The sequence below is a fragment of the Enterococcus sp. DIV0800 genome (assembly GCF_050559735.1).
Classification (GTDB): Bacteria; Bacillota; Bacilli; order Lactobacillales; family Enterococcaceae; genus Enterococcus_A; species Enterococcus_A devriesei.
The window spans coordinates 635,887-659,189 of record NZ_CP187899.1; the positions used below are offsets into that span (position 1 = coordinate 635,887).

The window sequence follows — 23,303 nt, forward strand, 5'->3', positions numbered from 1 at the left end:
AACTTCGTCTTGCACTTAAAAAATGTGAGATGAAGTTTTTTTTAGTGGTTAGAGCAAAGGAGGCTTATAATTGGTTTTATAAATATAAGAAATTTGTTACACTTTTAGTAAGCGGTTACGTTGTTGTTTAAAATTTAATTTTAAACACAAAAAAAGCGCCGAAACAGCGCCACTTTAAAAGTTGATTACGGACTAAGCCTTATTTTAACTCGCTATGTTGTTATGAATACTTCCAACAAATTCATTATAGCAAGAATTTTAAAAAAGGGAAAGTCTGAACTAAAAAATATTTGGGGAGGAAATAAATGAATAAAAATTACACCATTGGGTTGGATATTGGAACGGCATCGGTCGGATATGCAGTACAGTATGAAAACTATGACCTGGTAAAGAAAAAAATGAAAATTAAGGGCAATGGCACCAAAAAAGCAGTCAAAAAAAATTTTTGGGGTGTTCGTCTGTTTGATGCGGGAGATACCGCTGAGGGAACAAGACTGAAACGAACGACAAGACGCCGCTACACACGACGGCGGAATCGAATTCGCTATTTACAAGGAATTTTTCAAACAGAAATGGCGACGGTCGATCCAAATTTTTTCTACCGTTTAGATGATAGCTTTTTAGTTCCAGAGGAAAAACGAAATGAACGTCATCCGATCTTTGCGACATTGGAAGAAGAAGTTGCTTATCACCAACAGTTTCCAACTATTTATCATTTGCGGAAACATTTAGCTGATTCAACGGAGAAGGCTGATCTACGCCTTATTTATCTCGCATTGGCACATATAATTAAATACCGAGGCAACTTTTTGATTGAAGGCAAATTAAGTACTGAAAATTCTTCTGTGAAGGAGACCTTTAAAACATTTTTGCAGGCCTATAACCAAGCCTTTACAGTACAAGAAAATGGCAGTCTGATAAATCCTATCAACGAAACGATTGACATTGGTTCCCTTTTCCAAGAGCGGGCCTCTCGTCAGAGAAAAGCGGAAAACGTTTTAAAACTTTTCTCAAACGAAAAATCCTCCGGAACCTTTATGCAATTTTTAAAAATGATTGTGGGAAATCAAGGAAGTTTCAAAAAGGCATTTGGCTTAGAAGAAGATCTTAAATTGCAATTTTCCAAAGAAGAATACGAGGAACAACTAGAAAGTTTGTTAGCGATCGTGGGCGATGAGTACGGCGATGTTTTCGCTGCGGCTAAAAATGTTTACGACGCAGTAGAGTTGTCAGGGATCTTAACAGTGAAGGATCTGACGACGAAGGCAAAATTATCAGCGAGTTTGGTCAAAAGATATGAGGAGCACAAAGTCGATTTAGAGCAGCTGAAAAGCTTCGTCCGGGAAAAATTACCAGATAAATATTATGAAGTTTTTCGTGATAGCGAGAAGAACGGCTACGCGGGTTATATTGAGGGTGGGGTCACCCAGGCTGATTTTTATAAATACTTGAAAAAAATCCTCGATAAGGTAGAGGGCGCTGATTCGTTCTTAGCTAAAATAGAGCAAGAGGATTTTTTACGGAAACAACGTACCTTTGATAACGGGGTTATTCCTCATCAGATCCATTTAGAAGAGTTGTGCAGTATTATTCGCAAACAAAGCCGTTATTATCCATTTCTAGCGGAAAACCAAGAAAAAATTGAAAAGATTCTTACCTTCCGGATTCCTTACTATGTGGGACCGTTAGCAGACGGAGCAAGTCGCTTTGCTTGGTTAAGTCATAAAGAAGACGGTTCGATTACGCCGTGGAATTTTTCAGAAATGATTGATGAAGGAAAGTCAGCGACCGCCTTTATTGAAAGAATGACCAATTACGACAGCTATCTGCCGCAGGAAAAAGTCTTGCCAAAGCATAGTATGCTATATGAAAAATATATGGTTTTTAATGAATTGACAAAAGTTTCCTATATTGATGATCGTGGAGAGAGTCAATATTTTTCCAGCATTGAAAAACGTGAAATCGTGGATGAGTTATTCAAAAAGAATCGTAAAGTGAAATATGCGCAACTGGAAAACTTTTTAAAGAATCAATACATGATTGAAACCGCGGAAATTAAAGGAATCGAAAAAAGCTTTAACGCGAGTTATGGAACCTATCATGATCTGTTGAAAATCGGTGTTAGTCAATCGATGCTAGAAGACCCAGCGAATGAAGAGATGTTTGAAGAAATCGTTAAAATATTGACCGTTTTTGAAGATCGAAAGATGATTCAAGAACAGCTAAGCCCATATGAAGATTATTTTGAAGCAGGTGTGTTGAAAAAGTTAATCCGACGTCACTATACGGGGTGGGGGCGCCTGTCTAAAAAATTATTGACGGGCATTCGTGAAAAGCAGTCGAAGAAAACGATCTTGGATTATTTGATGCGCGATGATGATATGCCGAGAAATAAAAATCGGAATCTGATGCAATTAATCAACGACGATAGTTTGTCCTTTAAGCAAAGTATTGCGCAGCAGCAGGCAGAGGATCAGTCAGAAGACTTACATGAAATCGTGAAAGAGCTGGCAGGCAGTCCAGCGATTAAGAAGGGGATTTTGCAAAGCCTGAAAATCGTCGATGAAATCGTGGAGATCATGGGGTACCCGCCGACCAATATCGTCATAGAAATGGCTCGAGAAAATCAAACAACGGATGCTGGTCGGAAAAAATCACGTAGACGTCAAAAAGTTCTTGAAGACGCGATGAAAGAGTTTGGCAGCACGCTTTTAAAAGAATACCCACTGGAAAATGTGAATTTACGCAATGACCGGCTCTTCTTGTATTATTTGCAAAATGGCAAGGATATGTATACAGGAAATGAGCTCGACATTCATCACTTGTCAAATTATGACATCGATCATATTATTCCGCAAAGTTTTATCAAAGATGATTCCATTGATAATATGGTTTTAGTCAGTTCATCAGACAATCGCGGGAAGTCCGATACCGTCCCGAGCAAAGAGGTTGTAGAGCGAATGATTGGCTACTGGGAAAAATTAAAACGCTCTGGACTGATTACCCAACGAAAATTTGATAATTTGACGAAAGCGTTAAATGGAGGCTTGACGGAGGCGGACAAGGCTCACTTTATCAAGCGTCAGCTAGTAGAAACGCGTCAAATCACAAAACATGTTGCCCGAATCTTACATCAAAAATACAATTCTGGTGATGAAACGGTGACGCGAATCATTACATTGAAATCGCCATTAACTAGTCAATTTCGTCAAATCTATCAGCTCTATAAAATTCGTGAAGTCAATGAGTATCATCACGCTCACGATGCCTATCTGAATGGTGTAGTGGCGACGACGTTATTAAAGGTTTATCCAAGGTTGGAGCCGGAATTTGTTTACGGGGATTATCAAAAATTCGATCTCTTCAAAGAAAACAAGGCAACCGCTAAAAAGAATTTCTATAGTAATCTGATGCGCTTCTTCACGAGTGACCAACCGAAAGTAGATGAAAACGGAGAGATTCTCTGGGACCAGAAAAATATTTCAATGGTCAAAAAAGTGATGAACTATCGTCAAATGAACATTGTAAAGAAAACCGAGATCCAAACAGGCGGGTTTTCAAAAGAATCGATTCAGCCTAAAGGGGAGTCAGCAAAACTGATTGAAAGAAAAACCGGTTGGGATCCGAAGAAATATGGCGGTTTTGATAGTCCGAATATTGCCTATTCAGTTGTTATTACCTATGAAAAGGGGAAAACAAGGAAATTAGTTCAAGAGATTGTCGGAATTACGATTATGGAACGAAAACAATTCGAGACAGACGAAGTGGAATTTCTGGAGAAAAAAGGGTTCGTCAATCCCTCAATCGAAGTCAGATTGCCTAAATATGCGTTATATGAACTAGAAAACGGGCGTCGCCGCTTAATCGCCAGTGCGAGTGAAGCACAAAAGGGCAATCAGATGGTTTTACCGAATCATTTAATCGAACTGCTGTATCACGGAAAACACTGCAACGACTTAGATGGTAAGAGCTTGGCATACCTTACAGCTCATCGTGTCGATTTTCAAGAATTGTTTGAATACGTTAAACACTTTGCGGAGGTGTATACGTTAGCAGATAAAAATCTAACAAAACTCAGTGAACTATTTGAGCAGAACCAGGAAGCCGATATCAAGGTCATGGCTGAATCGTTTTTAAATCTAATGCAATTCAATGCGATGGGGGCGCCGGCAGATTTTAAATTCTTTGACACGACTATTCCTCGCAAACGGTATACCAGTATCAAAGAAATTTTAAAGGCAACGATTATCAGTCAATCAATTACCGGTTTGTATGAAACGCATCTGAAATTAGGTGAGTAACGATGGGCTGGCGAACGATCGTAGTAAATACCCATTCAAAATTGGCGTATAAAAATAATCATTTGGTTTATAAATCGGCTTCGCAAAATGAAATGATCCATCTTTCTGAAATCGATGTTTTATTATTAGAAACGACGGACATTTTAATTACGACGATGCTGATTAAACGCCTTGTAGACGAGAATATTTTGATTCTTTTTTGTGATGACAAGCGATTACCGATTGGAAAGCTACTGCCATTTTATGGTCGTCATGATAGCAGCTTACAATTAGGCCGGCAAATGAGCTGGACACTCGAACGAAAAGGGATCGTATGGACAGAAATCATCTCACAGAAGATTTTGAATCAATATCAATTTTTGTCAGAACTGGAATTTCAAGAAAAATCAGAGTCCTTGTTAACACTGCATAATAGTTTGGAGATTTTTGATCCCTCTAACCGGGAAGGGCACGCGGCTAGAATCTATTTCAATACGTTGTTCGGCAATGATTTTTCTCGCGATAAGGAAAATACTATCAATGCGGGGCTAAACTATGGCTATACGCTATTAATGAGTATCTTCGCGCGAGAAATCGTCAAATGCGGGTGTATGACCCAGTTTGGGCTGAAGCATGCCAATCAATTTAATGATTTCAATTTGGCTAGTGATTTGATGGAACCGTTTCGCCCGTTGGTTGATCAAATTGTTTATGAGCATCGAAACGCCGAGTTTAAAGTGATTAAACGATTTTTGTTTGAACTATTTACGAATCAATACACCTATAATTCCAAAGCGATGTTTTTGACGAATATCGCTAGTGATTATACAAAAAAAGTAATCAAGGTGTTGAACGAACAAACAGAAAGGATTCCGGAGTTTAGGATATGAGTTATCGTTATATGAGAATGATATTGATGTTTGACATGCCTACCGAGACAGCGGAAGAACGCAAAGCCTATCGTCATTTCCGAAAATTTCTATTGAGTGAAGGGTTCATTATGCACCAATTTTCAGTTTACAGTAAAATATTATTAAATGGTACGGCATCCAAAGCAATGGTGGCGAGATTGAAACAAAATAATCCTAAGAAAGGCTTGGTTACTTTGCTGACAGTGACCGAAAAACAGTTTTCACGGATGATTTATTTATGTGGGGAGTATGATGATTGTGTAGGGAATTCAGATGACAGAATTGTCTTTTTAGGTGATAATTATGATGAAGATTAATTTTGAGATGTTAGATCAGCCAATCGAATTAGCCGGTGCAACAATCTTAACGATTGAAGATACGAAAATTTTTGCCAGTCTAGCAAAACTTTTCTATCAATATCATGAGGAGTCAGAAATCCGACTATTTAATGATAATCAAAAATCATTAAAAGCGACGGAGCTTATGCTGATCACAGATGTATTAGGCTATGATATCAATGCGGCGTCAACGTTAAAACTTATTTATGCAGATCTAGAATTTCAATTGAACGAAAAGCCAGAAGTAAAATCCATGATTGATAAACTGACCGCAACGATTGGAGAAATGATTGGCTACGAATTGTTAGAGCATGAACTGGATTTAGAGTGTGACGAGATCACGATCATTGAGTTGTTTAAAGCATTAGGCATAAAAATTGAAACGACCAGTGATACAATCTTTGAAAAACTGGTTGAGATCATCCAAGTGTTCAAAAATTTAACCAAGAAGAAAATTTTAGTGTTAATTAATGTCTGTTCCTATTTAACAGTTGAAGAATTAACAGAGCTAAGTAATTATATTTCTCTTTATAACACCACGGTCCTTTTTTTAGAACCAAGAAAAGTTGAGGGATTCAAACAGTATGTTTTAGATGAAGATTATTTTCTCAGCGAAGTTTCGGAGGATTAAGTCTTGTCTCGTTCCTTGATAACAGAATAAGAAAAATAAATGAAGCATTCAAAGCTGAAATCTTGCTATGGATGAGTGGCGCGATTACGAAATCTTGAAAACCAAAACGGGTCTACGAGGTTTTAGAGCTATGTTGTTTTGAATGCCTCCAAAACGCAAAATCTTATACATTTTAGTCACTTTGCGTTTTAGAGCTATGTTGTTTTGAATGCCTCCAAAACAATAAAGACTGCTTCGCTCGTCATATATGTGTTTTAGAGCTATGTTGTTTTGAATGCCTCCAAAACCTGCTCTGACACGTCGTAGTCCCATTTGATGTTTTAGAGCTATGTTGTTTTGAATGCCTCCAAAACTCGAATGTGTGCGCTAATTGCGTGACTTCTGTTTTAGAGCTATGTTGTTTTGAATGCCTCCAAAACAAAAAGCGACTTGAATCCATATCGCTATAGGTTTTAGAGCTATGTTGTTTTGAATGCCTCCAAAACGCAGAAATTGAAACTTGAACCAGAGGTTGTGTTTTAGAGCTATGTTGTTTTGAATGCCTCCAAAACAATAATATTGCGTTTGATTTTTCAAGTACTGTTTTAGAGCTATGTTGTTTTGAATGCCTCCAAAACCGAAAACGAAAACACAATGCCCTATCATATGTTTTAGAGCTATGTTGTTTTGAATGCCTCCAAAACGATTCGTTTTCATTTTTGATTGAATCGACAGTTTTAGAGCTATGTTGTTTTGAATGCCTCCAAAACATTGTATTTAGATACGAAACCTCAATCGTTGTTTTAGAGCTATGTTGTTTTGAATGCCTCCAAAACCAAATGCCAGACGCTTTCATTTTGCGTCTGTTTTAGAGCTATGTTGTTTTGAATGCCTCCAAAACAAGCGACACCGCGAACGTTGACATACGTCGGTTTTAGAGCTATGTTGTTTTGAATGCCTCCAAAACCAAAACTTGCGCAATCGACAACGATGAGCAGTTTTAGAGCTATGTTGTTTTGAATGCCTCCAAAACTGTAGTGTCTCTGATAAGCTTAATCATAGCGTTTTAGAGCTATGTTGTTTTGAATGCCTCCAAAACGCTGAATAGCGACGGGACGAGACTTTAAACGTTTTAGAGCTATGTTGTTTTGAATGCCTCCAAAACTTGCCATCGATCGCCGGCATAGTCTGCAAGGTTTTAGAGCTATGTTGTTTTGAATGCCTCCAAAACTAAGATTTTCAAAGTCAAAGACATGTCATCGTTTTAGAGCTATGTTGTTTTGAATGCCTCCAAAACGGTGATCCTGAATCTCGTTAGCTGTCGTGAGTTTTAGAGCTATGTTGTTTTGAATGCCTCCAAAACAAGGTTCAAACGGAGCAATTAATTGCATGGGTTTTAGAGCTATGTTGTTTTGAATGCCTCCAAAACCATTCATGACCGGCTTGTTCCATTCCGAGAGTTTTAGAGCTATGTTGTTTTGAATGCCTCCAAAACTCTAAATTTAGTTCTAAACGGGTCATATTCGTTTTAGAGCTATGTTGTTTTGAATGCCTCCAAAACTCAAATCTTAATCCTTTAGAATCTTCTTCAGTTTTAGAGCTATGTTGTTTTGAATGCCTCCAAACCCCATTTCAATGTGACCGAACCACTAATTGCGTTTTAGAGCTATGTTGTTTTGAATGCTCATTAGTTTTAAAACCAGATATGAGAAATTGTTGACTAGCCAAACTCTATTATTCCCCCCATATTGACCTTCTCCCTCCGTTAAGCGAGAATAAACTTAAATAGAGTTATTGGAATTATTTTTTGAAAAGGAGTGTCGGTATGGCAAGAATTGCAGTGGACATGGATGAAGTGATCGCGGATTTTATCGCGAAGCAATTAGCACTTTTCAACCATGAGAATAAAACGACGTATACGAAAGCGGATTTAGCTGGTAAAAAATTACGGGAGATGCATCCGGAGCAAGCAGAATGGATTCGTGAGCTGGTAAGTGATCGCTCGTATTTTGCGGATCTGCCCGTGATTGAGGGAGCACGAGAGACCTTAAAAAAATTGGCTGAAAAGCATGAGATTTTTATTACGACAGCCGCGATGGAATTTCCTACATCATTTGACGCGAAGTATGCTTGGCTGAAAGAACATTTTGATTTTATTCCGGAGAGTCATTATGTTTTTTGCGGGGATAAATCGATTCTTTCGGCGGATTATTTGATTGACGATCATATGCGTCATTTGGAAAATTTCCAAGGTCAGGGGATTTTATTTGCATCGCAGCACAATCTTGACGAAACTTATCAGCCTAAAATGGCTAATTGGGCAGAGGTGTATTCGTATTTTCAGGAGAAGGAATAGTAGTTCCAGCAAAAAAATAAGCTCCGTCTTGTTTCGTAAAAGGAAACAAGGCGGAGTTTTTTTAATCGATTTCTGCGCCATCAAGGGTACTGGATGGGCTAGGATTGGCTTTTTGGTATTGGAAATTGGAAGTATCATACTTGAAGTTGTATTTATTTCCTAAGAAATATTTCGCGATATGCAACGTACGATCGCTGGAGCGTTCGAGGTTCGAGCTGATATCGATTAGTAGAACACCATCAGCGGCTCTTCCTTCGCCTTTGGTCATCAAGCGAATGTATTTTTTCCGTAGAAGTTCTACTAGCTGATTGATTTCTTCTTCGCGATCTAACATTTTTTGCGCCAACTCGATGTCGTCATTTTCTAAGACTTGCATCGCATCGCGAATATTTTTTAATACTTTGTCGAACAACAGCTCCAGGTGTTCATCGTGAAGTAAGAAGGTCTGACGGTTATTGCTAGTTTTGGTTTTATTTCGTTTATCTTTGGCCCGCTGCTTTTCTTCAAGGGCAATGGATTCTTCGACATAGCGAATGATATTCATAGAGTGATCGCCGATTCGTTCAAAGTCCTTCGTAAATTCCAGCAGCATTGCTTGCTCCTGACTTTCCAAGGGAGTCAGTTCGGTGGCGGAAATTTTTACGAGATATTCAGTTAATTCGATATCGCATTGGTTAATGGCATTTTCATATTGCAGCACATCTTCCCGCCATTCATCCTTTGTATCATTATAATACTTTCGGGCAGAACGGATGGAGGACAGGACATAGCTGCCCATTTGAATGACTTCGTTTTTGGCTTGTTCGATTGCCATGACCGATGAAGTATGGATGATCGGTTCGCTTAAAGTCACTGAGCGGATATTCAAATTTTTCTCGCTGCCTGGAATGATTTTTTTCACGATCATTTCGATCTGAGGAATAAACCAGAATTGGATCGCCAGATTGGAAATATTAAAGAGACCATGAGCAAAGGCGATCTGCATTGCTGGATTTAATCCTAATGAATCGGCGAACATCGTGACGACGCTGGTGAACGGCACGAGCAGTAGGGTAAAAATGACCGCTCCGACTAAGTTGAAGATGACGTGAGAAGTGGCGGTTCGCTTAGCTGCGATACTAGCGCCTAAGCAGGCGATAATGGCGGTAATCGTGGTTCCGATATTGTCCCCGAATAAAATCGGCAAAGCCGCGGTTAAGGTGATGCTTCCTTGCATATATAATTGCTGCAAAATTCCGATCGTTGCACTGGAGCTTTGCAGGACCATCGTTAATAAGGTCCCGATCCCAACACCTAGTACTGGATGGTGAGAGACGTTAATCATTACTTGGTTGAATTGCGGCAGATCTTTTAACGGATCCATAGCGGTACCCATTAATTTTAATCCGTAAAAAAGCGCGCCAAAACCAAATAAAATCTGACCGATGGATTGCAACGAAGTTCGTTTTGAAAAGAATAATAAAATCGCCCCCGTCCCGATGATCGGCAGAGCGTACTCGCTTAAGTTGAAACCAATGATGAAGGCGGTTACGGTGGTCCCAACATTGGCCCCCATAATGACACCGATGGCTTGACGCAAGGTCATGAAACCGGCGCTGACTAAGCCTACCGCTAAAACAGTTGTGCCTGAGCTACTTTGAATCAAACCGGTAACGATGATCCCGGCTAAAACGGCGCGAAAAGGCGTAGAGGTAAAACGGTTTAGAATTTCTCGTAAATGGTTCCCGGCTGCTTTTTGTAAGCCGTCACCTAAATATTTGATCCCAAAAAGGAAAATTCCCAAACCACCTAAGAAGGTGAAAAGCATTTCTTGATAAGACATGAGGCGTCCTCCGCTATATTTTTTTGCATACTACTATCAAAATAATGGATTCACAAGTAAAATAAAAGCTTTTTTTTAAAAAAGTCGAATTTTTTTTAGATTTTCTATTTCTTTTAAGTTCTGACGACAAAAAAACGAGGATTGTAAGGAGAAGGGAAGGAATTCTTTTGTATTTTTTAACGCTTTCAGCTACTCTTATAGTAGAAGCTTTCTCTACAGCTGAATCGCTTAACTGGTAGAGTGGTCGACATCATGAAGGGGTGATTTTCCCATGGCGAATAGAGCAAAGGCCGGTGAAAAGCAACTTCTTCAATCTAAATTAGGAGTGGTCGTATGCTTTATGGAAAGAAAAATCGTCGCGAGGCGGCTTATTTGGAACCGATCTTCGGCTCTAAAAATGAAGATGAAGTCCTACCTTCCTATCATTTAGGCGAGAATTCCATTGAACCGCGGATCGCCTATCAAATGATCAAGGATGATTTGATCGATGAGGGCAATTCACGGGAAAATTTGGCGACCTTTTGCCAGACCTTCATGGAACCGGAAGCCGTTCGATTAATGAGTGAAACGCTAGATAAAAATGTGATCGATAAATCGGAATACCCCCGAACTGCAGAGATGGAGAATCGCTGTGTCAATATTATCGCGGATCTGTGGCACGCATCGGAAAGTGAAAAATTTATCGGGACTTCGACGATCGGCTCATCTGAAGCCTGCATGCTAGGTGGAATGGCGATGAAATTCGCTTGGCGCAAGCAAGCGGAGAAGTTAGGCGTAGATATTCATAAAAAGAAACCGAATTTGATTATTTCTTCTGGTTATCAAGTCTGCTGGGAAAAATTTTGTGTTTATTGGGATATCGAGTTGCGGGAGATCCCAATGGACGCGGAAAATATGTCCTTGGATGTGGATCAGGCGATGGCGGCGGTGGATGAATATACCATCGGGATCGTGGGGATTCTTGGGATTACTTATACCGGACAGTACGACGACATCAAAAAACTGAATGACTTAGTTGAAAAACACAATCAAGAGACGGAATATAAAGTTTATATTCATGTAGACGCCGCGTCAGGAGGCTTATATACGCCTTTTGTCGAACCGGAACTGGAATGGGACTTCCAATTAAAAAATGTGATTTCTATCAATACTTCAGGTCATAAGTATGGCTTGGTCTACCCAGGAGTCGGCTGGGTCGTTTGGCGGGATGAGCAATTTTTGCCGAAGGAATTGGTCTTCAAGGTCAGCTATTTAGGTGGCGAGTTGCCAACGATGGCAATTAATTTTTCCCATAGTGCCGCACAATTGATTGGTCAATATTATAATTTCGTACGTTTCGGGTTTGAGGGCTACCAAAGTATCCACCAACGGACCCACGATGTGGCGCTGTATTTAGCCAAAGAATTGAAGGAATCGCGCTGTTTTGAGTTGATTAATGGCGGCGATCAGTTGCCTTTAGTTTGTTATAAATTGACCGCAGATGAAAATCGGGCATGGACCTTGTATGATTTGTCGGATCGTCTATTAATGAAGGGCTGGCAAGTGCCGTCGTATCCATTACCTAAAAATTTAGATAAGCAAGTGATTCAACGAATCGTTGTCCGCAGCGACTTTGGTATGAATATGGCCCATGATTTTATTGAAGATTTAAGGGTGGCCATCACGGAGCTGGACAACAGTCACTTAGTCTTCCATGAAGAGACAGAAATCAAAAATTACGGCTTTACGCACTAGAATAAAAGGAGGGATTTTTATGAAAATAGTGATCCATGTGGATGAGTTGGGAAAAATTTGCGAGGCACGCCACAACATTGAAAACCTACTATTGTCAGAGCCGGAGGCAAAGATCGTTTTATTGATGAACGGTGAAGCGATCCAAGGGTATCTATTGCCGCGAGTGATCAAATTTATGAAAGAGTACAGCAATATTTCTTATCAAGCCTGTCATCATTCGATGCGAAATTTTCATGTTCGTTCGAAGCAGCTGGCAGAAAGTGTCGAGGTGATCGATTCCGGGGTGATCCGCCTAGTCGAATTGCAAGAGCAAGGATATTCCTATATCAAATGCTAAAAAAAAGAGGTTGGGACAGAAGTGTTCAGCTTCAAGAAATAAGAAGGAATTTCCGAAAATTGCTCCTCAAATTTTTGTGAAATTTCGGCTTATTTCCGAAGAAGCTACTTCTGTCACACCGTTTATACGGAAATAGGAGCTGAGACAAATTAATGTCCCAGCTCCTTTTTTTTGTTTGCAAGTATCAGGTACTTTTTTTGTCTGAATAATTGCGAAAGGCGTAAAAGAAACAAATGACGCTAGAAAAATAAAGATAAAATTTGTGATCCCAAAGAACGGCCCACACTAAAAAAAGAATGCCAAAGAGGACAAAGACAACGACACTATTTGAGATTTTTTGCATCATACGATCGTCTCCTTTCAACTGAAACAGTTTTTATTTTTTAATAAAAAAATTAACTGATTTGATTATTTATAAGATAAGCATAGCATAAATTTAAGGGGAGGGAGGAAGAAGCAAAAAAGTATTTATTTGAACTAGGCTTTTTTATACAATAAGGATTAGATTGATGTTCTCAACGAGATAATTTCTACAGTTGGCGAGTATCTGCTTTTTTTTGCATTTTTTATAGGAAAAAGTTGCCATTTTAAGTAAAGGGCTTACATTGTATAGTTTACTTGTGAGCGGGAGGTAGTTATGCGACAAGAGAAAATCGTTGAATACTTATACGCGAAGAAGCGAGCGGTCGCACCACAGACTGTCGCCGCGGAGTTTCGAATATCTGAACGGACCTTAGTAAATGATATCAAATGGTTGAAAGAAATCGGCAATCAGGAAGGTTTCACAATTCAGCGCGTTCGCTCAGAAGGTTATCAATTAAAAATTAGTGATCGGCAGTTGTTTCATTCCTATTTGACACAGATCACACGCCAGGATCAAGTGGATCATTCAAATCCGCAAGAGAGAATCAAAAATATCGAGCTGCTCTTATTATTTCATGAAGACTATCTCACGATGCAGCAACTTGCTGAATGGCTGGAAGTCAGTCTTTCTACTATTAAAACAGATATCAAGCAGGTGGAAGTTTTTTGTGAAAGATATGAGCTGTTGTTATACAGTAAAGCGCATTATGGATTAAAGATTGTCGGAACGGAAAGTAAGAAACGGCAAGCGATTTTATATTTGATTCGCAATACGATCCATACACCGGTAGTGACAGAGAAATACAAAGAATTTGATTTTGTTTTTGACGAAACTGCATTACGCCATTTTTTGAAGGAGCGGCTTTTAAAGCACCAATTAAAAATCAGTGACATCGTATTTGAGAACATTGTTCAACACATTCGATTGCTGAGTTTTCGGATCTTGCAGAACAATACTTTAAATAGCGAAGAAGTGGCTGGGGCGTTTTCTAGTGATGATTATGACCTTTTCACAGAAGAATTAGTCAGCTATTTAGAAGCGACCTATCGAGTAAGCTTTTCTTTGGCAGAAAAAAATTACTTAGAAGAGCAGCTACGAGGAAAGTTTTCGGTTTTGAATAATCAGGCGAGCAATCAGCAATTGCAGGAGGCCATTCAAAAAGCGCTAGAGCTGGTAGATTATCGCTATCATACACGTTTTCAGCATGACGAGGAGCTTTCCAATGCCTTACTAATGCACGTAGCGCCATTATTGCAACGACTTTATACTGGTCATCAACTAGAAAATCCAATCATAGACGACATCTACACCCAATACGCCAATGTGTTTAATGTAGCGATGGTTTTTGTCAATGAATTGAATAAAGATTTGGAGACTGAAATCAGCAAGGATGAGATTGGCTACGTCGCTATTTATTTTGCAGCTAGTTTAGAAAAGCAATCCAATCAAATAATCAAGGACTACCAAAGGATTGCGGTAATTTGCTCGACAGGTGGAGGAGCGGCCTATTTGTTGAAAGTCAATCTAGATCGACTTTTTAGTAATGCGGAAGTTGCTACTTTTGCTTTAAATGAAATAGATCAGATTGATTCAAGTTTTGACTTAGTTATCTCAACGGTGCCTCTTCAACAGGAACAGTTTGATATGCCAGTCATTTTTACTAAAACGATTCTAAGCCAGGCAGAGATCACTAAGATTGAAAAAGACCTGCACTTATTGCGAGAATCGCAAAATCAAATTCATGATCTGAATCAATTCATTCTTAACTTGTTTGATCCACAATGGTTTCGAGTGATCGAGGAGCCAAGCGATTACTTAAAAATTTTGGAAAATGAATGCGCATACTTAGAAAAGAAAGCATGGAGTAAAACAGGTTTTACAGAAAGTGTCCTAACCAGAGAAAGACTGATGGATACGATCTATCAAAAAGGTGTGGCAGGTCCCCATCCGATGGAGCAGGTTGCTATTAAAGAAGTGATTGATGTAGTCGTACTAAAAAAACCATTGGATTATGCAAATAAACCCGTAAAAATCATTTTTTTGATCAATATCAAAAAGGACCATCTTAATCTTCACAAAGAAATCAGTCGCTTAATGATCAAAATGATGGATGATCCAGCTTTGGATAATCAGTTGATGAAAATTACGAATTTTCAAGAGTTTAAGAACTATCTGAAACGTTTAATGAAAGAAGGATAAAACAATGAACAATCAAGAAATGGATATTTTTAAAATAATTTCAGCGGCAGGAGATTCACGAGGGTCGGCTTTCGAGGCGTTAAGACTTGCTCGTAAGGGGGATTTTATTGAAGCGGATGCCAAAATGCAGGAAGCTAAAGAAAAAAGCATCGATGCTCACGATGTGCAGACCAAATTGATTACCAGCGAAATAAATGGCGAGAAGACTGAGACAAGCTTGTTGATGGTCCATGCACAGGATCATTTAATGACTAGCCTCTTGGCGAGAGATTTGATTGAAGAAATGATCGGTATGTTAAAGGAACAAAGTGAAGCGAAAGCTTTGCATTAAGATAAAAAGAATATAGGGGGATTTAATTATGAAAACGTTACTAGTTTGTGCAGGTGGCTTCTCAACAACGATGATGATGGAGTCAATGAAGAAAGTTGTGAAAGAATCTAACAGTCTTGAAGAAACGGATTATCCAATGGAAGCAATCGGAGTAGACAAATTGGACCGCTATATCAATGACTACGATGTGATTCTAGTTGGTCCGCAATTAAGCCATAAATATGACTTTATCAAAGGTGAAGCAGATAAAATCGATAAACCAACCGTGTTGTTGACTTCAGATATTTATGGATCGATGGATGGTGCTACTGTCATGAAGCAAGCGTTAGTTGCCTATCGCAAAAATCAAGCGTTAAAAATGAAATAGTTAGGAGAGAAAAAAATGGAAAATCCAAAGAAACAGAGTGGCTTTGAGAAAGTTGAAGCATTCATTCGGAAAACATTGGTTCCAATTGCTAACAAAGTTGACAGCAATCCCTACTTGACAGCGATTAAAAAAGGGATGGTTGTTATGACGCCGGTGCTTTTGCTAGGATCGATCGCGGCGATCTTCCCATCGATTCCAGAATTCATCAAAACGCAAGCGGTCGCAAATTGGTTTGAGAACTATGGCTATATTTTTGGCATTATTTCTAAAGTTTCGCTAGGTTTAGTTGGCTTATATGCAGTACTGGCAATTTCTTATTTCTTAAGTGAGCATTATAAGCTTTATACGGTTGGGTCCATGATGCTGTCAGCCATTGCATTCTTGATCGTGGCGATGGATGTCGATAAAGATGGTAATATTATCGCTGCCTATTTGGATTCAAAAGGGTTATTCACCGCTATTTTTGTAGCAATTATCTCGGTAAAAATTTATCAGTTCTTCACTAAACACAAATTAGTGATCAAGATGCCTGAAGGGGTACCGGATTTCGTTTCTAGTTCTTTCGAGCTGATCACACCAACAGCAACGATTGGCGTTTTGTTCATCGTGATCCGAGCGGTAACCGATAGTCTATCTGGTGGCGTATTACTGCCGCAAGTAATCATGAATGTTTTGGCACCGGCAATCGGCAGTCTTGATTCGTTATGGATTATCTACTTTGTTTTAGTTTTACGCTTAGTTTTCTGGTTCTTTGGGATTCACTCTGCAGTATTGTCACCGATCCTTTCACCCATCGCTGTGCAATACTTATCTGAAAATATCGCTGCTCATGAAGCAGGAAAACCATTGACTCATGTAATTACGAACGGAACCTTGTCTGCTTTTGCCAATTTCTCTGGCTCAGGAGTGACCATCGGTCTAGTTTTAGCGATGCTAATCAGCAAATCTTTACGTTATAAAAAAGTTGGCGCAGTGGCTTTGCTGCCTTCCTTGTTCGGGATCAATGAACCAGTACTCTTCGGGGTGCCTATTATTTTGAACCCTGTTCTGATGATCCCATTCATTTTCGGTGGGGCGTTTGTTGGTATGCTACCAATGATCTGTATGAAGCTTGGTTTATTGAACTTTCCGATTTTTGATCCGCCTTATGTTCCAGTCTTTATGGAAGGCTTCTTGACCGGCTTTGACTGGCGAGCAATCGTGATTCAAATAGTACAGGTCGCTTTATCATTTGGTTTGTATCTACCATTCTTCAAGGTTTTGGAAAAGCAAGAGTTAGAACGAGAAGCATTGAAAGAAGCGGAAAAAGAGCATTCTGTCATTTCTGATGACGACGAACAATATTTAACCGATATTGATTTCTAGCCAAAAAAGGACAGTTGCGACTGTCCTTTTTTCTTTAATCGAATAAGAACAATGAATTTATAGGAGTTGAGCAGATGAAAATAGAACAATTGCGTCAACGGCTAGCTGAAGAAAGATTAGCTGGGTTTTTGGTGACAGATAAAATCAATCGCCGCTATTTGTGTGGATTCACCGGATCGAATGGATTGCTATTAGTGACTGAAAATAAGTTGCGATTATTTGTTGATGGTCGTTATACCCAGCAAGCACAACAGCAAACGAGCAATGTAGAAATCCATGAGGTTCCGATAACGAGCAGTTTATTAGAAGTAATTCGACCATTTGTTTCCGGTTTAGCGTTGGGTTTCGAGGCTGCAACGATCTCTTATCAAACATTTATGGGGCTTCAAGAGTTAATGGGAGAAACGCAAGGAAAACTCATTGCAACAACTAATCTAGTGGAAATCTTGCGAATGACCAAGTCAGCCGAAGAGATCGCGGCAATCAAAAAGGCTGCAAAAATTGCAGATCTAACACTAGAAATGATTCTGCCAATGATTCGTAGTGGGATGACAGAGTTGGAACTAGCGAATGAAATCGATTATCGAAGCAAGCAACTTGGCAGTGAAGGTCCGGCTTTTGAAACGATTGTCGCCTCTGGTACGCGGACGGCTTTGCCTCATGCGCACGCCAGTCAGAAAAAAATCCAAGCCAATGAATTGATCATGATCGATTTTGGAGCGATATACCAAGGCTATTATTCAGATATAACCCGGACTTTTGCCTTTGGTGAAGTGTCAAAAAAAATAGAAGAAGCGTATCAAATGGTTTTAGCGGCTCAAAAACAAGCGATCCAAGCCGTTGCATTGGGCAAAACGTTAGCCACTATCGATCGTGTCGCGCGAGAATCGTTAGAAACTGTTAGTTTAGCTCAGTATTTTAGTCATAATTTGGGACATGGAATCGGACTTTCCTGTCATGAATATCCTTCGTTAGCCCCAAAAGAAGCGTTGCGGATCGAAAAACAAATGACCTTTACCATTGAACCAGGTGTTTATTTGCCTGAGACCGGTTTTGGTATTCGAATTGAAGACGATATTTTGGTCAATCAGACGGGGCAAGGGGAAATTTTGACTAAGTTTAATAAGGAGTGGATGACGATTGACTGCGACAGATGATTTATTGATAAGATTAGCTAATTTAGACGCACTGCCGGGACAAGAAGGACAGGTTCAAGCGGCATTAAAAGAGGAGATTTCGGGTCCAGTAACGAAAGATGCTTTCGGTAATCTTTATTTTGGTGAGCTGCAAACGAAAAAGCCCAAAATTGCCTTGTATGCTCACATGGATGAGGTGGGCTTTTTTGTCCATCGGATCACCGATGAGGGTTTTGTCTACTTTTATCCAATCGGTGGCTGGTGGGGGCATGTGATTTTGGGTCAACAAGTCAGAGCAACTTGTCGTAAAAACGGCACTGTGTTAGAAGGGATCGTAGGTACTTTGCCGAAAGCAAACCATAAAATGAACGAAGTGGTTCCGCTAAGTGAGATGTATATTGACTTTGGAGCCCACTCAAAAGCGGAATTAGAAACTATGGGATTACAAATTGGCGATATGATTTTGCCTAATACGCAAGCTAAGAAAAGCTTCAATCAACAAAAAATCATCGGTAAAGCTTTGGATGATCGCGTAGCCTGTACGGTAATGGCGCAAATAAAAAATCACATCGCAACGAATTCGATCGAAGTCATTGGTGTTGGTACAGTGCAAGAAGAAGCAGGAACTCGAGGGTCAAAAGTTGCCGCTGCTCGAGTCGAAGCGGATATCAATATTGTGATCGATGTTGCTAACGGAAAGGATACACCAAAAGCGGCAGACGTGCCCAATCGTATCCAAGGAAAGGGTCCTGGTCTAGTACTAGCAGATAAAACCGCTCTAGGAAACATCAAATTATTAGACTACTGTAAAGAAATAGCTGAAAAAAATCATATCCCTTGGCAGTATGATCTGCTTGGGGGCGGTGGGACAGATGCTGGATCAGTCCAATTATTTGCAGGCAAACCAACACTCGTTTTTTGTATTCCTGTCCGTTACTGCCATTCTTGGAATTCGATTGTTGAGATTTCGGATGTCGAAGCAACCATCGCTCTTTTATCCGTGGTTATTCGTTCATTAGATGAAGGAGGGATCACTCTTGAGCAATTTTAGAAAAACGCGTTCTCGCTATGGAACTTATTCGACCCAATGGGATTATGTCCAAGATCGTTTCGGTGAAAAAGAGCTCTTGCCGTTTTCGATTTCAGATACTGATTTTATGATTCCTGAGGGAACGATCAACGTGTTGGCTGAGTCGGTTAAGCGAGGATTTTTCGGCTACACCCGCTGGAATCATTTAGATTATAAAAAAAGTATTCAGCGTTGGTTTCAGCAGGAATTTACTTGTGGACTTGAAGCGGAATGGGTTGTTTATTCGCCTAGCGTGATTTATAGTCTGTCGGTTTGCATGCAATTATTGAGTCAGGCTGGAGAAAAAATCATGACCTTTACTCCTTGTTATGACGCATTTTTCAATTGCATCAGTGAGAATCAACGAGAATTGATCGCATTTTCACTAATCAATCATGAGGAACGCTTTTCGATTGATTTCGCAGCACTGGAAAAAGTATTTGCGACAGAAAGGCCCGCTATTTTTTTACTGTGTAATCCCCATAATCCGACAGGCAGAGTGTTTAGTGAAGAAGAGCTGACAAGTCTGATTCAATTATGCAATCAGTATCAAGTCGCGATTATTAGTGATGAGATTCATATGGATGTCCGACGACCAGGAAAGAAGCATTTGCCGATCTTAACATTTATCGATCAAATTGACGTGCCGGTTGTTTTGCTGTCATCGGCATCGAAAACGTTTAATTCACCCGGGCTAGGTGGTTCTTATGCATTATTTCCAGAAGTAGCGTTGCGGGAGAAATTTTTGCGTGTTTTAAAAGGACGTGACGGACTATCCTCTATTCCTTATCCAGCTTTATTAGCCACAATGGATTGCTATAACAACCAAAAAAAATGGGTAGAGGAGCTAAATCAAACGATAGATGAGAATTTATTGGAGCTAAAGAAAATCCTCGCTGAAGATCCGCGAATTCACTTTGAGATTCCTGAAGCGACCTATCTTGGCTGGATCGATATCAAAGAACTGCCTTTTTCAATGGATGATTTGCAGACTGTTTTAGTCAAACAAGAAAAAGTTGCGATCATGAAAGGGGAGACTTATGGCCCAGAAGGGAAGGACTATTTACGTTTCAATCTTGGTGCGCCGAGAGAGAAAATAGTTGATGGGGCCAATCGTTTGATGCGGGCAATTAGCTATTTGGACGAAAAATAAGAAACAGAGAAGCAGCCAGCGTTTCGCGGCCTACTTCTCTGCTTTTTCGTTCCATTTTTTTGGACTCCAAATATTGCCTTCTAGTGCGACTTGCAAACTTTCGTTGTCGTCTTCTAATTGCTCGATGTACTTGATCGCTTCTGCGATAACAAATTGGTTCTTCTCATCACTTATCGTAGCTAATTGTTCTTGCAGCCATGTGTTTCGCATTTACTTCACCTCACAGGCAGTGTAGCATAGAAGTAACGACAGATGGTGTGTGATGCTTGGGAGGGAAAATACAATGGAAATTAATGAAAGCGTTCTATTGGTAATAAAAATGGAGCTGGCTGCGGCTAAATGTGAGCTGGAACGGTTGGAAAACTTGACCTTTGCTAGTGATTTAAAAGAAGCGCGGATCGAGACATTGAGGCAGGAAATCCAACAAGCCGAGGAGCGGTTAAAATTGTAAGCAGATTCTTAGCCATCCTTTTTGCCCAATGGTAAACTAAATACAGGAACAATTTTCGATTATTTTATCAAACAGGAGGGTTTATTATGACAAACAACGATGAACTAAAAGGTAAAGTGAACGAAGCAAAAGGCAAAGTCACAGATGATGAAACGACTGAATTAAAAGGCAAGATTCAACAAGGTTTTGGCAAGGCAAAAGACAAAGCGAAAGAAACCGCAGATGACGTTGCTGGTAAAATCAACAAAAAAGCTGACGAAAACAAAAAAGATTAATCAAAAGACCTGCTTCGGCGGGTCTTTTTTGTTTTATAATAGAATAAAATGGTTATAGAGGAGCGAATGTGTGTGAGAATTTTAGTTGTAGGTGGGACAGGAACGATTGGTCAAGCGGTGGTCAGTAAATTAAGCAACGCCCATGAAGTCATTACGGCAGGCAGAACTAGCGGCGATGTACAAGTGGATCTAACTGCGACAGAAAGTATTGAAAGTCTTTTTAAAAAAGTGGGGCATGTGGATGCGATCGTTAATGCTTCCGGTGCTGCGACATTTAAATTAGTTGAGGACATGACACCAGAAGATAATTTAGTAGCGGTCCAGAGTAAATTATTGGGACAGATCAATCTGGCGCTGATCGGACAAAAGTATTTGCGTAATCATGGCAGCATCACTTTGACTACTGGCGTGATGAAGGATGATCCAATTCCCGGCGGAGCATCAGCGGCGCTGGCTAATGGTGGTGTAGCAGCTTTTGTTAAATCAGCCGCGATTGATTTTACACATGGGATTCGGATTAATTGCGTCAGTCCGAATGTCTTAGTGGAATCCTTTGAACAATATAAAGAGAGTTTCAGAGGCTTTACACCGGTTCCTGTTGAGCGAGTGGCGACAGCTTACGTTAAAAGTGTTGAAGGCAAGCAAACCGGTCAAGAATATCAAATCTATTAAAAAATTTTTTTCACTTTTGCAGTTAAGCTGCAAAAGTGAATTTTTTTTCGAAAAAAGTACGCATTCGATGAAAAACTTTCGTTAATAGTAATAGAAGTAAATTTTTTAATTTTTTTACAAGGAGGCGAAAAAAATGCTGCAACAGCCATTTACTCCGCGACAAATATTTCGTTTAAAACCAAAAACGTTGGAAAAGAGGATCACCGCTTATTACGCACTCAGCGGCGATCAAGACAATGTCATCAAGCTGGTGCGGGTGTTGCAGATCCGCCAAGTATTAGGAAAGGAAGAAGTCTCAAAACCGTGTGACGAATTGATTCGGAGACTTTATCTAAATGGCGCGACAGAGGCAATGAAGCGCTACTGCTATTATTTCTATGATTATTTTACGGAAGCGGAATGGAAGGAGATTCTTTCGCGTTTATTTGTGGTGCTGCCAAAATTGCAGAGGATCTATCAATTATTGGTGATCCTGGACTGTTATCAGGTCGAACAATTTGTAATTCCATAAATAAAATATAAAAATAGTTTCATTTTTTGAATGAATACGCTATACTTTCGTTAAATACTATTAAAATAGTTTCGAAAAGGAATAAAAATGTTTGCGAAACAATTAGCGTTAGATACCAATTTAAAAGAACTGATGGCCTTTTCCGATAGCTCCTTTCCCTTTGAATTCTGCTACGACGATTTTAATGACAAGGTGGGGCAAAGCTTGAATTATCATTGGCATGAGACCATCGAGCTGAATGTCATGCTAGAAGGAGAAATCGACTATCGCTTGAACGACCAGCGCTTTGCCTTGACGGCGGGGGATTGCATGGTGGTTTATTCCAACACGCTTCATGGTGCTGTCCTAAGTGAAAAAAATCCTGAAGCCCGCATGCTGACAATGGTTTTCTCAGCGGATTTATTAACCGGCGGCGTGGCAGGTGCTGTGCAGCAGAAGTATTTTCAAAGTTTAAGCGATACGGGATTTTTAGGGACCAAGCTAGTGAAAGATACGACGATCACAGAAAAATTGCGTCCGCTGCTGTTGGCTTTAGCAAAAGAGGAGCGTGAAAAAATCGGCTATGAACTACGAATCGTCGCCCAATTGAGTCTGATTTGGGATCAATTGTTCCATTATTTACTGGAACAAGATCAAACCTTGACTAAGCGGGCAATCAAGTATGAAGAAGAGATTAAGGCGATCATGGTATACATTCAAAAAAATTATATGAATCGTTTGACGATCCAGCGGTTGTGCGAAGCGACTGGCATCAGCCGCTCTGAATGTTTTCGCATTTTTGCCCGTTTTACGCAAAAAAAGCCAATGGAATATATCAACGATTACCGTATGTCACTGGCGGTGGCCATGATGCTGAACACCCAACAGACGGTGGATCGGATCGCCTTAGATTGCGGCTTCCAAAGCCCTAGCTATTTTGGCAAGCTCTTTAAAGAACGCTACAATCAAACACCTAAACAATTTCGGACCCAACAAAAGAGATTTGAGAATGAGTAAGTGAATAAAATTCCTAACTAGGAACA

At 39.8% G+C, this 23,303-nt stretch carries 21 protein-coding genes and 1 CRISPR repeat array; of the genes, 19 read left to right on the forward strand and 2 right to left on the reverse strand.

The window, feature by feature from the left end; genetic code table 11:
* The first annotated feature begins 305 nt into the window (after positions 1-305).
* The 5 genes from cas9 to IGI54_RS15040 all read left to right on the forward strand — a co-directional run bounded on the left by cas9 (position 306) and on the right by IGI54_RS15040 (position 8,495).
* Positions 306-4,301, forward strand: a complete 3,996-nt coding sequence (cas9, locus tag IGI54_RS15020; protein WP_430621698.1) for a type II CRISPR RNA-guided endonuclease Cas9 — start codon at positions 306-308, stop codon at positions 4,299-4,301.
* A gap of 2 nt (positions 4,302-4,303) precedes the next feature.
* A complete protein-coding gene (cas1, locus tag IGI54_RS15025) occupies positions 4,304-5,170 on the forward strand; it encodes a type II CRISPR-associated endonuclease Cas1 (protein WP_430621699.1) in 867 nt (288 codons plus the stop codon).
* Positions 5,167-5,508 carry a CRISPR-associated endonuclease Cas2 gene (gene cas2, locus IGI54_RS15030; RefSeq protein WP_071862058.1) on the forward strand — a complete coding sequence of 114 codons (342 nt, stop codon included), beginning with the start codon at positions 5,167-5,169 and terminating at the stop codon, positions 5,506-5,508. The genes cas1 and cas2 overlap by 4 nt, the downstream gene beginning before the upstream one ends.
* On the forward strand, positions 5,498-6,160 hold the full coding sequence (csn2, locus tag IGI54_RS15035) for a type II-A CRISPR-associated protein Csn2 (RefSeq protein ID WP_430621700.1): 663 nt from the start codon (positions 5,498-5,500) through the stop codon (positions 6,158-6,160). The genes cas2 and csn2 overlap by 11 nt, the downstream gene beginning before the upstream one ends.
* A 119-nt stretch (positions 6,161-6,279) precedes the next feature.
* Positions 6,280-7,766: direct repeats of the CRISPR family, unit length 36 nt; unit sequence GTTTTAGAGCTATGTTGTTTTGAATGCCTCCAAAAC.
* Positions 7,767-7,964: 198 nt separating this feature from the next.
* Positions 7,965-8,495 carry a 5' nucleotidase, NT5C type gene (locus tag IGI54_RS15040; protein ID WP_379947109.1) on the forward strand — a complete coding sequence of 177 codons (531 nt, stop codon included), beginning with the start codon at positions 7,965-7,967 and terminating at the stop codon, positions 8,493-8,495.
* 61 nt (positions 8,496-8,556) lie between these two features.
* Here the strand turns inward: IGI54_RS15040 and IGI54_RS15045 are convergent, their stop codons facing one another.
* Positions 8,557-10,317 (reverse strand): Na/Pi cotransporter family protein, encoded by a 1,761-nt coding sequence (locus IGI54_RS15045; RefSeq protein WP_430621701.1) that lies wholly within the window; start codon positions 10,315-10,317, stop codon positions 8,557-8,559.
* Positions 10,318-10,650: 333 nt separating this feature from the next.
* Between IGI54_RS15045 and IGI54_RS15050 the strand changes: the two genes are divergently transcribed.
* The 9 genes from IGI54_RS15050 (at position 10,651) to IGI54_RS15090 (ending at position 20,372) form a co-directional block, all read left to right on the forward strand.
* Positions 10,651-12,051, forward strand: a complete 1,401-nt coding sequence (locus tag IGI54_RS15050) for a glutamate decarboxylase (protein ID WP_430621702.1) — start codon at positions 10,651-10,653, stop codon at positions 12,049-12,051.
* Between the two features lie 19 nt (positions 12,052-12,070).
* A complete protein-coding gene (locus tag IGI54_RS15055) occupies positions 12,071-12,388 on the forward strand; it encodes a sulfur reduction protein DsrE (RefSeq protein ID WP_430621703.1) in 318 nt (105 codons plus the stop codon).
* Positions 12,389-13,025: 637 nt separating this feature from the next.
* The gene (locus IGI54_RS15060) at positions 13,026-14,951 is read left to right on the forward strand and encodes a BglG family transcription antiterminator (protein ID WP_430621704.1); all 1,926 of its coding nucleotides are present in this window, start codon (positions 13,026-13,028) and stop codon (positions 14,949-14,951) included.
* Positions 14,952-14,955: 4 nt separating this feature from the next.
* Complete coding sequence (locus IGI54_RS15065) at positions 14,956-15,282, forward strand: PTS lactose/cellobiose transporter subunit IIA (RefSeq protein ID WP_430621705.1); 327 nt, start codon at positions 14,956-14,958, stop codon at positions 15,280-15,282.
* Positions 15,283-15,310: 28 nt separating this feature from the next.
* A complete protein-coding gene (locus IGI54_RS15070) occupies positions 15,311-15,649 on the forward strand; it encodes a PTS sugar transporter subunit IIB (protein WP_311901369.1) in 339 nt (112 codons plus the stop codon).
* Positions 15,650-15,664: 15 nt separating this feature from the next.
* Positions 15,665-17,014: a PTS sugar transporter subunit IIC gene (locus tag IGI54_RS15075; protein WP_311901368.1), complete on the forward strand. Its 1,350-nt coding sequence runs from the start codon at positions 15,665-15,667 to the stop codon at positions 17,012-17,014.
* 74 nt (positions 17,015-17,088) lie between these two features.
* A complete protein-coding gene (locus tag IGI54_RS15080; protein WP_430621706.1) occupies positions 17,089-18,171 on the forward strand; it encodes an aminopeptidase P family protein in 1,083 nt (360 codons plus the stop codon).
* Complete coding sequence (locus tag IGI54_RS15085) at positions 18,155-19,201, forward strand: M42 family metallopeptidase (protein WP_430621707.1); 1,047 nt, start codon at positions 18,155-18,157, stop codon at positions 19,199-19,201. Before IGI54_RS15080 ends, IGI54_RS15085 begins: the two co-directional genes overlap by 17 nt.
* Positions 19,188-20,372, forward strand: a complete 1,185-nt coding sequence (locus IGI54_RS15090) for a MalY/PatB family protein (RefSeq protein WP_430621708.1) — start codon at positions 19,188-19,190, stop codon at positions 20,370-20,372. Before IGI54_RS15085 ends, IGI54_RS15090 begins: the two co-directional genes overlap by 14 nt.
* Positions 20,373-20,402: 30 nt before the next feature.
* Here IGI54_RS15090 and IGI54_RS15095 read toward each other — a convergent pair whose 3' ends face one another.
* Positions 20,403-20,582, reverse strand: coding sequence for a hypothetical protein (locus tag IGI54_RS15095; RefSeq protein WP_430621709.1), 180 nt, complete (start codon positions 20,580-20,582; stop codon positions 20,403-20,405).
* Between the two features lie 73 nt (positions 20,583-20,655).
* Between IGI54_RS15095 and IGI54_RS15100 the strand changes: the two genes are divergently transcribed.
* The 5 genes from IGI54_RS15100 to IGI54_RS15120 all read left to right on the forward strand — a co-directional run bounded on the left by IGI54_RS15100 (position 20,656) and on the right by IGI54_RS15120 (position 23,277).
* Entirely contained in the window at positions 20,656-20,823 is a 168-nt protein-coding gene (locus IGI54_RS15100; RefSeq protein ID WP_379947104.1) for a hypothetical protein, read from the forward strand.
* 86 nt (positions 20,824-20,909) lie between these two features.
* Positions 20,910-21,098: a CsbD family protein gene (locus tag IGI54_RS15105; protein WP_071862051.1), complete on the forward strand. Its 189-nt coding sequence runs from the start codon at positions 20,910-20,912 to the stop codon at positions 21,096-21,098.
* Between the two features lie 72 nt (positions 21,099-21,170).
* Positions 21,171-21,770 (forward strand): short chain dehydrogenase, encoded by a 600-nt coding sequence (locus IGI54_RS15110; protein WP_216430367.1) that lies wholly within the window; start codon positions 21,171-21,173, stop codon positions 21,768-21,770.
* Positions 21,771-21,903: 133 nt separating this feature from the next.
* Positions 21,904-22,281 carry a hypothetical protein gene (locus IGI54_RS15115; RefSeq protein ID WP_430621710.1) on the forward strand — a complete coding sequence of 126 codons (378 nt, stop codon included), beginning with the start codon at positions 21,904-21,906 and terminating at the stop codon, positions 22,279-22,281.
* Positions 22,282-22,368: 87 nt separating this feature from the next.
* Positions 22,369-23,277 carry an AraC family transcriptional regulator gene (locus IGI54_RS15120; protein ID WP_430621711.1) on the forward strand — a complete coding sequence of 303 codons (909 nt, stop codon included), beginning with the start codon at positions 22,369-22,371 and terminating at the stop codon, positions 23,275-23,277.
* Positions 23,278-23,303 lie beyond the last annotated feature (26 nt).